Annotated in this window: 14 protein-coding genes and 1 riboswitch; of the genes, 2 read left to right on the forward strand and 12 right to left on the reverse strand. The window is 41.3% G+C overall.

Annotation, left to right across the window (positions count from 1 at the left end; translation table 11 throughout):
- Nucleotides 1-31 precede the first annotated feature (31 nt).
- The gene (locus tag ABU914_RS05250; RefSeq protein ID WP_379668679.1) at nt 32-1,771 is read right to left on the reverse strand and encodes an adenine deaminase C-terminal domain-containing protein; all 1,740 of its coding nucleotides are present in this window, start codon (nt 1,769-1,771) and stop codon (nt 32-34) included.
- 288 nt (nt 1,772-2,059) lie between these two features.
- Here ABU914_RS05250 and ABU914_RS05255 point away from each other — a divergent pair, with 288 nt between their 5' ends.
- Both ABU914_RS05255 and ABU914_RS05260 read left to right on the forward strand, forming a co-directional pair.
- Nucleotides 2,060-2,239 carry a small acid-soluble spore protein H gene (locus ABU914_RS05255; protein ID WP_379668680.1) on the forward strand — a complete coding sequence of 60 codons (180 nt, stop codon included), beginning with the start codon at nt 2,060-2,062 and terminating at the stop codon, nt 2,237-2,239.
- A 17-nt stretch (nt 2,240-2,256) separates the two neighbouring features.
- Nucleotides 2,257-2,394 carry a hypothetical protein gene (locus tag ABU914_RS05260; RefSeq protein ID WP_379668681.1) on the forward strand — a complete coding sequence of 46 codons (138 nt, stop codon included), beginning with the start codon at nt 2,257-2,259 and terminating at the stop codon, nt 2,392-2,394.
- Nucleotides 2,395-2,883: 489 nt separating this feature from the next.
- Here ABU914_RS05260 and purD read toward each other — a convergent pair whose 3' ends face one another.
- From purD to ABU914_RS05315, 11 genes are all read right to left on the reverse strand, one after another.
- Nucleotides 2,884-4,152, reverse strand: coding sequence for a phosphoribosylamine--glycine ligase (purD, locus tag ABU914_RS05265; protein ID WP_379668682.1), 1,269 nt, complete (start codon nt 4,150-4,152; stop codon nt 2,884-2,886).
- 22 nt (nt 4,153-4,174) lie between these two features.
- Nucleotides 4,175-5,713, reverse strand: a complete 1,539-nt coding sequence (gene purH, locus ABU914_RS05270) for a bifunctional phosphoribosylaminoimidazolecarboxamide formyltransferase/IMP cyclohydrolase (protein WP_379668683.1) — start codon at nt 5,711-5,713, stop codon at nt 4,175-4,177.
- The gene (purN, locus tag ABU914_RS05275; RefSeq protein ID WP_379668684.1) at nt 5,710-6,300 is read right to left on the reverse strand and encodes a phosphoribosylglycinamide formyltransferase; all 591 of its coding nucleotides are present in this window, start codon (nt 6,298-6,300) and stop codon (nt 5,710-5,712) included. Before purN ends, purH begins: the two co-directional genes overlap by 4 nt.
- Entirely contained in the window at nt 6,293-7,336 is a 1,044-nt protein-coding gene (purM, locus tag ABU914_RS05280; protein ID WP_379668685.1) for a phosphoribosylformylglycinamidine cyclo-ligase, read from the reverse strand. The genes purN and purM overlap by 8 nt, the downstream gene beginning before the upstream one ends.
- A gap of 102 nt (nt 7,337-7,438) precedes the next feature.
- Nucleotides 7,439-8,827, reverse strand: coding sequence for an amidophosphoribosyltransferase (gene purF / locus ABU914_RS05285; RefSeq protein ID WP_379668686.1), 1,389 nt, complete (start codon nt 8,825-8,827; stop codon nt 7,439-7,441).
- A 27-nt stretch (nt 8,828-8,854) separates the two neighbouring features.
- Nucleotides 8,855-11,065, reverse strand: coding sequence for a phosphoribosylformylglycinamidine synthase subunit PurL (gene purL, locus ABU914_RS05290; RefSeq protein ID WP_379668687.1), 2,211 nt, complete (start codon nt 11,063-11,065; stop codon nt 8,855-8,857).
- Nucleotides 11,062-12,366 (reverse strand): adenylosuccinate lyase, encoded by a 1,305-nt coding sequence (gene purB / locus ABU914_RS05295; RefSeq protein ID WP_379668688.1) that lies wholly within the window; start codon nt 12,364-12,366, stop codon nt 11,062-11,064. Before purB ends, purL begins: the two co-directional genes overlap by 4 nt.
- Nucleotides 12,367-12,381: 15 nt before the next feature.
- Complete coding sequence (purK, locus tag ABU914_RS05300; protein WP_379668689.1) at nt 12,382-13,503, reverse strand: 5-(carboxyamino)imidazole ribonucleotide synthase; 1,122 nt, start codon at nt 13,501-13,503, stop codon at nt 12,382-12,384.
- Complete coding sequence (gene purE / locus ABU914_RS05305; RefSeq protein WP_379668690.1) at nt 13,500-13,988, reverse strand: 5-(carboxyamino)imidazole ribonucleotide mutase; 489 nt, start codon at nt 13,986-13,988, stop codon at nt 13,500-13,502. Before purE ends, purK begins: the two co-directional genes overlap by 4 nt.
- Before the next feature lie 222 nt (nt 13,989-14,210).
- Nucleotides 14,211-14,312: riboswitch (purine riboswitch) on the reverse strand.
- Between the two features lie 86 nt (nt 14,313-14,398).
- Nucleotides 14,399-14,590 (reverse strand): NETI motif-containing protein, encoded by a 192-nt coding sequence (locus ABU914_RS05310; protein WP_379668691.1) that lies wholly within the window; start codon nt 14,588-14,590, stop codon nt 14,399-14,401.
- On the reverse strand, nt 14,568-15,125 hold the full coding sequence (locus ABU914_RS05315) for a DUF2179 domain-containing protein (protein ID WP_379668692.1): 558 nt from the start codon (nt 15,123-15,125) through the stop codon (nt 14,568-14,570). The genes ABU914_RS05310 and ABU914_RS05315 overlap by 23 nt, the downstream gene beginning before the upstream one ends.
- Nucleotides 15,126-15,650: the final 525 nt, after the last annotated feature.

Genomic DNA, 15,650 nt, shown 5'->3' on the forward strand with positions numbered 1-15,650 from the left:
GACATCCGGTCTTTTTGATTACTTTAGTAGTTTAACGCATAATCGAAGGAAAGAGTACTGTTCTATTTTTAATTTCAAATAATCCTTTCGGTGTAACGCGAATGTACGGTAAATGTGTTGATGAGAAGAAAAGCAAACTGTAAATCGGGTCATCATGCTTATAGCCGCGTTCCTTTAACTTTTCCTCTAAGTCTTTTTGAATTTCGATTAACTTTTCCATCGGTTCAATTGACATCGTTCCTCTAATTTGCAACGGAATGTTACAAAGCACTTGCCCATCTTCAACGAGTGAAATCCCTCCACCCATTTCTTTCACTTGACGAAATGCTTCAAACATATCTTTGCGGTTTTTTCCGATTAAAATGAGGTCACCAGAGTTTGTAAATGTACTTGCGAAACCTTGTACTCGATTCGCAAACCCTTTCAATAATGTCGTCACACGCCATTCACCATTCCGAGCGATCATCGTTAAAAACGATTCATCATGATCAACGGATAGCTCTTTCACACCAACATCAATATTAATATTATAAGGCTTCGTAACAACAGAGTTAATCAATTCAATCCCAACAGGCAATGAGAACATTATGTCATCATTGGTTACGTCAAAATCAAAACGAAGTGGTTTAATCCCGTACGTTTCCCATGGTGCATGAATTTCCGGATACGTATCCTCTCCGTTTACAAGAACCCACTGCCCTTTCGCCATCACCGACACTGGACGTGGATTGTCTATGCTTTCAAGTACATTAATATGTGCGATACGTCCTGGTGCAATCATGCCCAATAAATCATCCATATCATAATGTCTAGCAATGTTATAACTTACCATCGCGTACGCATCTTCGGGTGGTACCCCTTCTTCAAGCGCAATTTCTACCATGCGATCCTGCATTCCTTGCTCATAAAAAGCAGGTGTCGAACCGTCTGTATTGAAAATAACTCGATCGTAATTTTCTACACCCAGCTCACGCATTTCGCGTAGAAGCTTAGCTAAGTCAGGACGAATAGACGAATAACGAAGTGATGCAGTCATTCCAGCTGATAAGCGATTGACAACTTCCTCACCTGTCATCGCTTCGTGATCCGCATCGACACCGAGCAACGCCATTTTCGTTAACGTTTTATAAGATGCTCCTGGAAAGTGACCTTCAATTTTCTTTCCAAGCTTTGTCGTTTCTTGCATCCAATGTAAAATTTCATCGTTGCCAGCGAGCACTTTAGGCCAGCCTGTCAGCTCTCCTCCTTGTAGAACAGACGGATGAGATAACCACTGTTTCACCTTTCCGTTCGTAAAAATTAAATCTTCGTTTTCCATTTCAGACTGTGAATCATAACGAGCCCACCAGTAAATCGATGATGGCAGATTATTAAATTCATCAACAATTGAAAGCGCTTTCTCGAACGACAACTGCAAAAACATTAGTAAGTTATCATTTACAACTGTTGTTGTGCCATGTTTTGCGGCAAATTGTGCAAGTGTTAACGGATTATATATGAAAAAGGGGTGTGCGTGCGGTTCAATATAGCCTGGAACTAAAAATTGATTAGAGCAATCGATCGTTTCATTAGCAGATTTCGCAGGCATTTCTGGACCGACGTAAACGATCCGATCGTTTTCGATCCATATGTTCGCTTTAACCCATTTTTTTAACGCTGTATTTAAATAAGTGGCATCTTTTAATACGAACGAAGGTGCTTTTCTACCATCGATAATTGCAAGATGCGACCTCATATCTTTTTTATTCCAATGTAATGTACGATTAGCCAATTGGCTTCCTCCTAAACTAAAATTAAGCTTAGCTAGTATTATATTAACACATTTTAACGTGCTAAAGAAGGAAAGAATGTTACTATTTTTTGTCGTTAGGCTTACTTCGATTTCGAGTAAACTAAGTTTTCGTATACTAGTTGCTTTATTCGTTTTCAAATGCTTCTATTCGAGCGTTTTCAATTTTATGTTTAAAGGTAAAAATTTATGCAAAACCTACGTTAAAAAAACGAATATTTGTTGGGCTAGTTGCAGACGTTAATGGTGATATGAAAGGAGGGTTCCTCGATGGATAGACAGCGTGCTAAAGAAATTGCTTCCTCACCAACGATGGCACACGTTACATTTAACGGCGTCCCCATATATATTCAAAACGTACATGAACAACAAGACGTTGCGAGAATTTATCCTCTAGATGATCCAGAAAATGAACAAGATGTTCCACTTGCTCAACTAGAGGAACATTAAAAAGAGGAGGGTGTTCGATGGATCGACAACAAGCATTGAAAAAAGAATGGAGCCTAGCATCGTTAAACGATAAACAGAAAGAAGAATTAAAACAATTAGAAAATGACTTAGGTGTCGTGCTGATCGCGTATGAGCATGGAGAAAATAAACATTAAATAAAAAAGGCTTACTTTTCACATAGAAAAGGAGCCTTCATTCTTTTTCGGTGCTCTCGACTCTTTCATCCTCCCGTGAATACCGCGGTTTTATGATTCGCAACCGTTGAGATGATGCTTTTTATCCATCCTCCACCAATTAGTAAACTTGGCAGAGCATTGTTTAATAAAATTACCTGCTTTCCAAAGTAAATAATCCTACAATTTAGTCAATAAATGATGCTAGTATAGTTTCATGGACACATCTTAGTTAAGCCAATACAATCAATTTAAGGGAGATGTGTCCGAGGAGTTAAAAAGATAATGGTAATCGATTCAATGATGATTTTCGTAAAATGATTGTCGAATTGTATCATTCTGGTCAATCCGTTAGAGACTAAAAAGTCATTATGCTTCCATTTTACTAAGTGTTAGCTTAAAAAGGACAATAGGAGCTTGTTAATTCAAGCTCCTACTTTTGTGACTCCCATATGATTTAACTGTGTTTTCCTATTGTTTTGCTTTTGAAATCGCACGATGGGCAATATCTTTCCGATAAAAACAGCCATTACAATTCAAACGGGATAAGTTGTCATACACATGATCTACACTTTGCTGTAACGTATCACCTATGCCGACGACGAGAAGAACACGTCCTCCGTTCGTAACGAACGTTTCATTTTCCTTTTTCGTTCCTGCGTGAAAGACAAGCACACTCGGATCGAGTTTCTCAAATCCTGTTATCGGACTGCCTTTCTCATAATTTCCCGGGTACCCTTTTGACGCCAAAACGACACCTGTCAGATTATCGTCAGACCAGCTTAGTTCAACAGGTTTTTCGTTTAAAATGTTAGTGATTACATCGACGAGATCATTTTCAAGTCTTGGCAAAACGACTTGGGTTTCCGGGTCACCAAAACGTGCATTAAATTCGATCACTTTTGCACCATCTTCCGTTAAAATGAGACCCGCGTATAAAATTCCCGTAAACGCACGATCTTCTTTCATCATTGCTCTTGCTGTCGGTTTTAAAATCGTTTCAATGGCACCTTCAACAATGGAGCCATCAATTTGCGGTACCGGAGAATAGGCACCCATTCCTCCTGTGTTGGGGCCTTGATCACCGTCATATGCACGTTTATGGTCTTGAGAAATGACCATCGGATAAACCGTCTCACCATTTACAAAAGCCATAAGCGAAAATTCTTCTCCATCGAGAAATTCCTCAATGACAACTTGGGCACCCGCTTCACCGAAGCGCCGATCTTCCAACATATCATGCACGCCTTCAATTGCTTCTGCTTCTGTCATTGCGACAGTAACTCCTTTTCCAGCAGCAAGTCCATCAGCTTTAATTACGATCGGTGCACCTTTTTCTTTTATATACGCTGTCGCTTCTATAACGTCGGTAAACGTTTTATATTCTGCTGTCGGAATATTATATTTCACCATTAATTCTTTTGCAAAATTTTTACTACCTTCGATAATCGCTGCGTTTTTTCTAGGACCGAATACGGTTAAACCTTCAGACTCAAATCGATCGACAAGTCCATCAATCAATGGCTGTTCGGGACCGACAAATGTGAGATCGATATTTTCCTGTTTAGCAAACGCAACAAGTTCATCTTGTGCACTCTCTTCGATTGGAACGATTTCCGCTACATCTGTCATTCCATCATTTCCCGGAGCAACAAAAACTTTTTCTACTTTCGGACTTTGCGCAAATTTCCAAGCAAGCGCGTGCTCACGACCACCTTTACCAACAATCAGAACGTTCATTTCCTTCCCTCCTTACGTCTTTTTAATGTTTGAAATGTCTTACACCTGTAAATACCATCGCAATCCCATGTTCATTCGCTTTATCGATCGATTCTTGGTCACGAATGGAGCCACCCGGTTGAATGATCGCCGTTACACCAGCTTTTGCTGCTTCTTCGACTGTGTCATTCATTGGAAAAAATGCATCTGAACCCATTACAGACCCTTTTGCATGAGCGCCAGCTTGTTCAATCGCGATTTTAGCCGCTCCGACACGATTCATTTGACCCGCGCCAATTCCGACCGTTCGATCGTTTTTCGTTAAAACGATCGCATTCGATTTCACATGTTTTACGACATTCCAAGCTAGCTTCAATGCTTCCCATTCTTCCTCATTCGGTTCTCTTTTTGTCGGGATTGAAATGTCAGCATCCTCCAATGTATGGAGGTCAGCATCTTGAACGAGCAAGCCACCTGATACTGACATAAACTGTTTGTCATCTTTTGACGAGCCTTTCATATTAATCGTAAGAAGTCGCAAATTTTTCTTTTCCATCAAAATGTCAAGCGCTTCCTTACTGAATGATGGGGCGATCACAATTTCCAAAAAGATGTCTTTCATTTTTGCAGCTGTGTCTGCATCAATTTCACGATTCGCCGCAATAATCCCACCGAAAATTGACACGGGATCCGCCTCGTACGCATTCGTATAAGCAGAAATCAGTGTTTCGCCTCTACCAACCCCGCACGGGTTCATATGTTTAACAGCAACGACCGCTGGCTCTGTAAATTCCTTGACAATTTGCAACGCAGCGTTCGTATCTTGAATATTGTTGTACGATAATTCTTTCCCATGCAATTGCTTTGCAGCTGCGAGCGTACGATCGCTTTGAATAGGCGCTTCATAAAATGCCGCCTTCTGATGCGGATTTTCTCCATAGCGCAAATCTTGTTTTTTCGTATACGTCACCGTATACGATTCTGGAAAAGCCTCATCTGTTTCTTTCGTCAAATAATTTGCAATAACTGTATCGTACGCTGCTGTGTGACGGAATACTTTCGCTGCAAGCTGAAGTCTCGTTTCAATCGATGTTTCACCATTTTCTTTAAGTTCAGCGAGCACTTTTTTATAATCAGCTGGATCAACGACGACTGTCACATCGTTATGGTTTTTTGCAGCTGCACGAAGCATCGTCGGTCCGCCGATATCGATATTTTCGATCGCATCAGCAAACGTTGCTTCTTCCTTTGCAATTGTTGCTTGGAATGGATATAAATTAACGACGACTAAATCAATCGGGGTAATATGATGTTCAGCTAGCTCTTTTTCATGCTGTTCATTTCCACGCATGGCAAGTAAGCCACCATGAACGTTCGGATGGAGTGTTTTAACACGTCCATTTAAAATCTCAGGAAACTGTGTTACGTCCGAAATTCCTGTTACTGGCAACCCAGCTTCTTCAATTTTTTGTTTCGTTCCACCCGTTGAAACAATCTCAACGCCGAGTGCTGTCAGTTGTTCTACGAAAGGAAGAATTCCCGTTTTATCTGAAACGCTAATAAGGGCACGCTTTACTTTCATTTGTTTGAAGCCTCCTGTTTGTTCTTTTCAAATACATGTGCTAATGTTTGCGGATAAAGTACATGCTCAACGGTGTGAATTTTTTTACGTAAACTTTCTTCCGTCTCATCGTCAGAAATTTCAACCGCCTGCTGGGCAATGATTGGACCTGTATCCATTCCACTATCGACGTAATGAATCGTAACGCCTGTCACTTTCACACCGGCTCGAAATGCTTGCCCAATTGCGTCGAGACCGGGAAATGCAGGGAGAAGTGAAGGATGAATGTTCACGATTTTATGTTCATACGCTTCAAGGAGCGTTGGTCCGATTAGGCGCATATAACCTGCAAGAGCGATAAAGTGAACATCATAATCTCGAAGTTTTTCCAAGATCGCGCGTTCAAATGCAGATTTATTTTCAAAATCTTTTATTTTAAAAACGAAAGCAGGAATGTTTGCTTTTTCTGCCCGCTCCAATACTTTTGCACTCGGTTGATCGCAAATGAGCACCTCACACGTCGCCTGTAGTTGACCACCTTCAATTGCATCAATGATGGACTGAAAGTTCGACCCATTTCCTGATGCAAAAACGGCAAGTTTACACATCAAAGCCACCGCCTCTGAGCACGATTCCGCTTTCTTTCGTTACTCGGCCAATGACATGCGCATTTTCGCCTAACTCATTTAATTCGTTCATGAACGATGGAACTTCTTCCTCAGAAACGGCAAGCACCATCCCAATTCCCATGTTAAACGTGTTGAACATTTCTTTTTTTGATAGTTTTCCTTCCGTTTCAAGCAATGAAAAAATCGGGGGCACGACCCATTTATCACAATCAATCACTGCACCGAATCCGTCCGGAATCATGCGGGGAATATTTTCAATAAATCCGCCACCCGTAATATGTGAAATTCCATGAATTTGAAATTTTTCCAACAACGTTAAAATCGATTTTACGTAAATGCGTGTCGGGCGTAACAATTCTTCGCCTAAAGGCATCGCTAAATCTCCATATGTTTTCTGTAAATCAAGTCGTTTATCTTTTAATAAAATTTTTCTTACGAGTGAATAACCGTTACTATGCAAACCATTGGATTCAAGACCGATTAAAATATCTCCTGCTTTAATCGCGTCACCTGTAATGACGTTTGATTTTTCAACAATACCGACTGCAAATCCAGCCAAATCATACTCATTTTTAGCATATAAATCAGGCATTTCGGCTGTTTCACCACCAATTAACGCGCAACCTGATTGTGTACAGCCATCTGCAATCCCCTTAACAATCTGTTCAACGCGCTCGGGAACGAGGTTTCCAGTTGCGATATAATCAAGAAAATAGAGTGGTTCAGCACCTTGGACAACGATATCGTTCACACTCATTGCGACACAGTCAACCCCGATCGTATCGTGCTTATCGAGCATAAATGCGAGCAATAGCTTTGTGCCAACACCGTCAGTACCCGATACGAGTACAGGTTCCTTGTAACCGAGTTCTGAAAGATCAAACATGCCACCAAAAGCACCTAAACTACCAATGACACCTTTTCGTTCCGTTCTAGCGACATGTTGCTTCATGCGTGAGACTGCTTCATATCCTGCTTCGATATCGACCCCAGCGCGTTTGTATGCATCAGTCATTTCTTTTACTCTCCTTTACGATGAATGGGATCCTTTTGACGAAATGGAAGTCTCGCCAGTCGCCCACAACACTTTTACGAATAAATCACGGACGATAGATCCTTACACGTGCTCGTTATATTTTCGAACATGCTCACTCGGTGAATTGTTATAAATTTCGGTTGGATATTTGCCAGTAAAGCAAGCGAGACAATGTCCAGATCCTATGCCTTCTCCATCACTTTCAAGTGCTTTAAGCATGCCATCGATACTAATAAATGCGATTGAATCCGCACCGACTTCTTCTTTAATTTCTTCAATTGAATGGTTTGCTGCAATTAATTCTTCTTTCGTTTTCATGTCGATTCCGTAATAACATGGATTTTTAATCGGTGGAGCACTAATTCGAACGTGAATTTCTTTTGCCCCCGCTTCCCGTAACAGTTTCACAATTCGGCGAATCGTTGTGCCACGGACGATCGAATCATCGACCATGACTACACGCTTTCCTTCCACGACCCCACGAACAGGTGAAAGCTTCATTTTCACCCCTTGTTCACGCAACGTTTGTGAAGGTTGGATGAATGTCCGCCCAACATAACGGTTTTTAATTAAACCGAGTTCATACGGGATGCCTGATTCTTCCGCGTAACCTATCGCTGCTGAAATGCTCGAATCAGGAACACCTGTAACGACGTCAGCGTCAGCTGGGGCTTCGAGGGCAAGCTGCTTACCAAGATTTTTTCTAGCCGTATGGATGTTCATTTGATTGATATCTGAATCTGGACGCGAAAAATAAATATATTCCATACCACACATCGAACGGGCATTTGAAGTTGAAAACATTTCTGAATGAAGCCCTTCATCACTAATGACGATGAGTTCTCCTGGTTTTACGTCGCGAATGTAGTCTGCACCGATTGTATCAAAGGCACACGTTTCACTTGCAACAACATAGGCTTCACCGAGCTTTCCAAGGGAAAGGGGACGAATGCCACTCGGATCAAGAGCGACCATCAGTTTATTTTCCGTCATGACGAGAAATGCATATGCGCCTTTAATCATCGAAAGTGCACTTTTAAACGCATCTTCAAGATTGACGTACGCACTTCTTTTTATTAAATGGACAAGTACTTCTGAATCCGATGTCGTTTGAAAAATACTTCCTTGGCTTTCAAGCTGGTGTTTCAATCCATATGCGTTCGTTAAATTCCCGTTATGTGCAACTGAAATTCCGCCTGTCATTGACCGAAAAAGGAGGGGCTGGATATTTTCATATCCGCGACCGCCTGCAGTTGTGTAACGAACATGACCGATTGCACTTTTACCTTTTAGTTCTTCAAGTACCCTTTGACCGAAAACATCATTGACGAGTCCGATATCTTTATGGACTTTTAATTCTTTTCCATTATTGACTACGATGCCCGCCCCTTCTTGACCTCTATGCTGTAAGCTATGAAGACCATAGTATGCGATTTGGGCAGCGTCTTCATGGCCCCATATGCCAAACACACTGCATTCCTCCTTCTAAAGTTGACACTACTTTGCCATCACGTTCGGAATTGCTTTTTCCCATGCGTTTTCAAGTTGCTCCATTTCGAGTTGCACGATTAGTTCATCGTTTTCATTTTTAATCGTTAATGTGGTGTCTTTCGTCACACGTCCAATCTGTTGAGCTTGAACGATCGATTCAAACTGTTCTTTATGTTCCTCTTTTACTGACACAACAAAACGTGATTGTGTTTCACTAAACAAAGCTGTCACAGCACAGCCTGAAATCGTAATTTCAGCTCCTTTTTGTCCGTTAAGTATAGATTCCGTTAACGCAACAGCTAGTCCACCGTCAGACAGATCGATTGCAGAGGCAACGAATCCTAACTGAATCGCTTCAAGTAACTCGGCTTGGCGGACTTTTTCAACGTCTAAATCAATCGTTGGTGCTTTGCCTGAAATGTCACCATTTACAAGCTTTTGCAACTCGCTTCCGCCAAATTCAGGAAATGTTTCACCGACTAAATAAATGAGATCACCATCTTCTTTCAAACTCGACGTCGTAACATGATTCATCTCTTTAATAAGTCCGACCATACCGATAATCGGTGTTGGATAAATCGCTTCACCGTTCGTTTCATTGTAGAGTGAGACGTTTCCACTTACGACTGGTGTCCCAAGAGCTCGACACGCTTCACTAATACCTGCAGCTGACTGCTCCATTTGCCAAAAAATTTCTGGTTTATCAGGACTTCCATAGTTCAGACCATCTGTGATCGCTATCGGTTCAGCACCTGTACAAACGATGTTACGAGCCGCTTCTGCAACCGCAATTTTCCCACCTGTATTCGGATCGAGGTAAATGTAGCGAGCGTTACAGTCTGTCGTCATCGCCACCGCTTTATTCGTACCCGGTATACGTACGACTCCTGCATTTGCACCCGGACTTAATAGAAGGTTTTGATCGCTTTTTTCGAAGTGATCATACACCCACTTTTTGCTTGCAACAGAGGGTTGCGAAATGAGCTGTAAAAAAGTTTCTTGAATGTTATCTATCATTGGTTTCTCGTCTCGTTCGGATTGAAAGGCTTTATCGTTGTTTGGCTCTTCTGAGCGTTTATAGTAAACAGGCGAATCTTCCGCTAACGCATCTGCCGGTACATCTGCCACGACTTCACCGTTAAAAAGGAGTCGGAATTGCTTGTCATTCGTCACTTTCCCGATAACCGCACATGGAACGTCCCATTGATTAAGGATTTGTTCAATTTCATGCTCGCGCCCTTTTTCAACGACGATAAGCATCCGCTCCTGCGTTTCAGACAACATCATTTCATACGGTGTCATGTTCGGATCACGCTGCGGAACTTTTTCCAGGTAAAGTTCGATTCCTGTTCCTGCTTTACTCGCCATTTCACTTGCAGATGACGTTAATCCTGCTGCACCCATATCTTGCATTCCGATGAGTGCATCGCTTTTCGCCAGTTTGAGGCACGCTTCTTGCACACGTTTTTCAAGCTCAGGATTTCCTTTTACAAACACTCCTTCTGAGTCATCGTCAGACAACTCTGAAGATGAAAATGTCGCACCATGTATCCCGTCGCGTCCTGTCTTAGGTCCAACATACATCACACTATTTCCTGTACCAGAAGCTAAACCTTTCACGAGATCATCATGCTTAATGAGGCCAACGACCATCGCATTAACGAGCGGATTTCCTTCATAGGCTTTATCAAACTGAACTTCACCGCCAACGACTGGAACACCCATCGTATTCCCATAATCTGCAATTCCTTTCACAGCATTTCTAAACAAAAATTGCACACGTTCAGATTGTAGTTCACCGAAACGCAATGAGTTCAACGCAGCGATCGGTCTTGCACCCATAGAAAAAACGTCACGCAATATCCCCCCGAGTCCTGTCGCAGCCCCATGGTACGGCTCAACAGCAGATGGGGAGTTATGACTTTCAATTTTAAACACGAGTGCATCGTTATCCCCGATATCGACAACACCAGCACCTTCACCTGGTCCTTGAATGACTCGGTTTCCTTCCGTCGGAAACTTTTTTAAAATCGGCTTTGAGCTTTTGTAGCTACAATGCTCAGACCACATGACTGAAAATAGTCCTGTTTCCGTATAATTCGGGAGTCTGCCTAAAATTTGCGTAACCTTGTCATATTCCTCATCGCTTAATCCGAGCTCGCGATAAAGCTTCTCATCTTGAATTTGTTGAGCTGTCGGTTCGTCGTAAGTGCTCATTCCTGCTCCTCCAATCGTAATCGCTTAAAAATCAAATCAACATTTTTTAAATGGTATTCGTAGTTGAAGCAATCCGCAATTTCTTCGTTCGAAAGTCGCTCTGTTATCTTGTTCTCAGCCTCTATTAAGTCGCGGAATTGGACTTGCTCTTCCCACGCTTGCATCGCTTTTGGCTGAACGAGGTCATAGGCTTCCTCACGCGACATTCCTTTATCAATGAGACTTAACATAACACGTTGAGAGTAAATAAGTCCGAACGTTCTGTTCATATTTCGCTTCATATTTTCAGGGTACACTGTTAAATTTTTCACAATGTTTCCGAACCGATTGAGCATGTAGTTTAATGCGATCGTTGCATCAGGCAATATAATCCGTTCTGCTGATGAATGAGAAATATCGCGTTCATGCCAAAGTGGAATGTTTTCATATGCTGTTAACATATGACCGCGAATGACCCGGGCAATGCCCGACATGTTTTCTGAACCGATTGGGTTTCGTTTATGCGGCATCGCTGAAGACCCTTTTTGTCCTTTAGCGAAAAATTCTTCAACTTCACGTGTTTCTGATTTTTGTAGTCCACGAATTTCGATTGCAAATTTTTCAATGGATGACGCAATGAGTGCAAGCGTCGATACGTAATGGGCATGGCGATCTCGTTGCAATGTTTGCGTTGAAATTGGAGAAGGCTTGAGGCCAAGGTTTTCACATACGTATTTTTCGACAAACGGATCGATATTCGCATACGTTCCGACAGCGCCCGATAGTTTTCCAACTCGTACCGTTTCAGCTGCTTGCTTAAATCGTTCAAGATTTCGTTTCATCTCTTCGTACCAGAGCGCCAGCTTCAGTCCGAACGTCGTCGGTTCCGCATGAACACCATGTGTCCGTCCCATCATCACAGTGTATTTATGCTCAATAGCTTTATTTTTTAAAATCTCGAGAAAGTTTTCAAGATCGCTTTGTAAAATATCATTCGCTTGCTTCAATACATATGATAGAGCTGTATCAACAACATCTGTTGACGTAAGGCCATAATGGACCCACTTTTTTTCTTCTCCAAGTGTTTCAGAGACCGCTCTTGTAAAAGCAACAACATCATGGCGTGTTTCTTCTTCGATTTCACGGATTCGTTTTACGTCAAAAGACGCTTTTTCACGTATGCGTTTCACATCTTCTTTCGGAATTTCCCCAAGTTCTGCCCACGCCTCACAAGCGAGAATTTCGACTTCAAGCCATGCTTTGTAACGATTTTCTTCTGTCCAAACTTTTCCCATTTCAGGTCGCGTATACCGTTCAATCATGTTGTGTCTCCTTTTTTATTCCCATATTTGCAACTTGTTTATCGTTTCAAATGCTTCGTCTACACTATTTGCAAGTACATTTAAATGACCCATTTTGCGATTGTGCTTTGCTTCAGCTTTTCCGTACAAATGAAGCTTGCACGTTTCAAAACATCCAATGCTTGCTAACGTTTTTTCGACATGTTGTCCTAAAATATTGACCATCACAACATCGGTATGTAACGCTGTCCTTCCAAGTGGCCAACCGCAAATAGCCCGAATGTGCTGCTCAAATTGTGATGTCTCACACGCATCAAGCGTATAATGACCAGAATTGTGTGGTCTCGGTGCAAGCTCATTCACATAAATCGTCCCTGCTTCTGTTAAAAACATTTCAACCGCGAGCGTTCCGACAAGCTCAAATGCATCTGCCAACTGAATCGCAAGTTGTTTTGCTTTTTCCGCGGTATCTTCAGAAATTCTTGCTGGTACTATACTTTGATGCAAAATATTATTGACGTGGATGTTTTCTGCGACTGGAAATGTTGCTGTTTCTCCTGTTACACTTCTCGTAACAATAACGGAAATTTCTTTTTCAAACGCAATCCATTTTTCGAGCACACATTCATTTTTTTCTAGCAACTTTCTTGCGCTGTCAATGTCAGCATCACTACGAATAACGATTTGTCCTTTTCCGTCATATCCTCCACGCGTCGTTTTCAGTACAGCTGGAAAGCCTAGTTCCTGAATGCCTTTGTTGATCTCATCTGATGTCGTCACAACGTGATAAGGAACTGTCGCAATACCCGAATCATTAATTTTTTGTTTTTCAAGTTTGCGATCTTGAGTCATGGCAAGCAGTTTGCTCCCTTGCGGCAAATAAGCTTTTTCTTCAAGCCATTTCGCCGTTTCGTCACTTATGTTTTCAAATTCATACGTAACAACGTCGCTTACTTTTGCTAATTCGTTAGCTCCATCTTTGCTGTCATATGGAGCGACAACTTCAATGTCTGCCACTTGGGCGCAAGGCGAATTTGGTGTCGGCTCAAGAACGGCTATACGATAGCCCATTTCTTTCGCTGCGATCGCCATCATCCGGCCAAGCTGACCACCACCTAATATTCCTATCGTTTGTTCCGGAAGAATTGTTTTCCTCATGTTAATTTGTCACTGCTTTCCATTACGTTTTGTTCTAACTGTTTACGTCGTTCAGCCAATTTATCTGCAATCATTTCATCAAATGCACCGAGAATTTCTGCCGCAAGCAAGGCTGCGTTCGTTGCCCCTGCAACCCCGATGGAAACGGTCGCAACAGGTACTCCACTCGGCATTTGGACGATCGATAATAACGAATCAACGCCCTGTAGTGTTCTCGATTTCACGGGAACTCCGATAACGGGTAATGTCGTTTTTGCTGCGACCATCCCTGGTAAATGTGCGGCGCCACCTGCCCCTGCGATAATTACCTTAAGTCCGCGTTCTTTCGCTTCTTCTGCATAACGAAACATATAGTCAGGCGTACGGTGTGCAGAAACGACTTTTTTTTCGTACGAAATGTTCAACTCATCAAGCACATCACACGCATGTCTCATCGTATCCCAATCTGACGTACTTCCCATAATAACACCGACAATTGGTTCCATCTAGCATGCTCCTTTCATCTATATAGCATCGTTTAAAATCCATTAATTTACTCTTTTAAAACAATTTTTAATTACGTTAACCTTTCGTTGTGGTTGCTTGAACATGGAAACAAACAAAAAGCCGAAAGAGAATCGATCTTCTCTAATGACTAGAGAAAGCGTTCACTTCGGCTTTACGTTCAACTTCATCCATCCATTTCATTGCAAATAAGCAAAAATTGCGATCGGAAGCTTTCTCCTCATAGTCTAACAATTCACGGTCGTTAGGTAGAAACATTCAGGCCATATTCCCAAACATATATGAGGCGTACGTACTTTTTAATTCATCTCTATCTTAGCAATGTTGTTTTTCCAATGTCAATAAAAATCGAACGTTTTGTCTTTTTAATTTTATAATGTTCGTGTTTTCTTCACTTCCCCTCTTTTATTCCTTCAAAAATAATCGATTGCTTCAAATATTCCGGTTCACTTTTTTTTCGTTTTTGTTGAAAAATTGGCTTTTCGATTCGTCGGACTGGTTTGTAGCCTTCGCGTTTCATACGTTCGAGACAATCGCCAATCGTTTCATTTTCAAGCACTTCAAATTTCTTCTTCTGCGGCACGTTTTTGCAACCCCTTTACAGCTTTGACCCAAAATCCGCCATGAATCGTACGCGGTTCATATGTGATGATGAATGCTTTCGGATCAATTTCTTTTAAATGTACGTGTAATTTTTTTTCTTGCTTACGCGGTGTTAATATTTGCATCACCATTCGCTGGCCTTCACGGCCATGGGCAATCCAACTCGTCACACCATACCCTTTATCACGGAGTTTCGCCTCCATTCGATGATCGATTTGAGATGTAGTCACATGAACTGTAATGTAGCCAAGCGCAAGCTTTTCTTCAATTTTCATTCCTGCGATGACGCCAAGACCGTATCCAACCGCGTACGCCACTAAATTTTGAATTTCATTTAAATTTTCAAGCACGAGACCTAATCCAATAACATAAATAACAACTTCAATCATACTGACGAACGCTGCTGCATAGCGAAAACCTTTTAACGTTAAAATCATCCGAATCGTGAAAAAAGATACATACACGATGTTTATGATTAAAATAAGCGTAACCATGACCAACCCATTTGTTAGCATACCTGCAATCGCTCCTCTCCAAATTGAACTAGCAGTAGCACAAAAATAGCATACATAACGTAGAAAAGAAAAAGGACCATCATGGCCCTTACTATACATTTATATATGACCGTTATATATATCGGTCAAACCTAATAAAAATTATGGAATTGAAACTGAAAATTAGTGAAATGATGTTATCTTCAAAATCACTGTTCAAGTTAGTTTTTCTTAAAAATAGCAAAAAAGCCTTTAATTTGTTTACAATCGCAAGCATAAGGTGATTTCGACTACCATTGTAGCGTTAAATTTTATTTTTATAGAATACATCGCCGATGAATTCAATGATTCTATAGGTTATAACGTTCCATTGTTCGGAACCGCATTATTGTTTCATTAATTTAACTAAAATACGAAGATATGATAAATTTTTGTTTGCGTTCTGTATAAAAATCTTCTATTTATCACCTGTATATGGTAACTTAAAAGTGATCCACCATGACAATTGAAAACTGATCCACTCTTGATAGAAAATAACCCTAACGA

The sequence above is a fragment of the Pueribacillus sp. YX66 genome, from assembly GCF_041725775.1.
In the GTDB taxonomy this organism is placed as follows: Bacteria; Bacillota; Bacilli; order Bacillales; family UBA6769; genus Pueribacillus.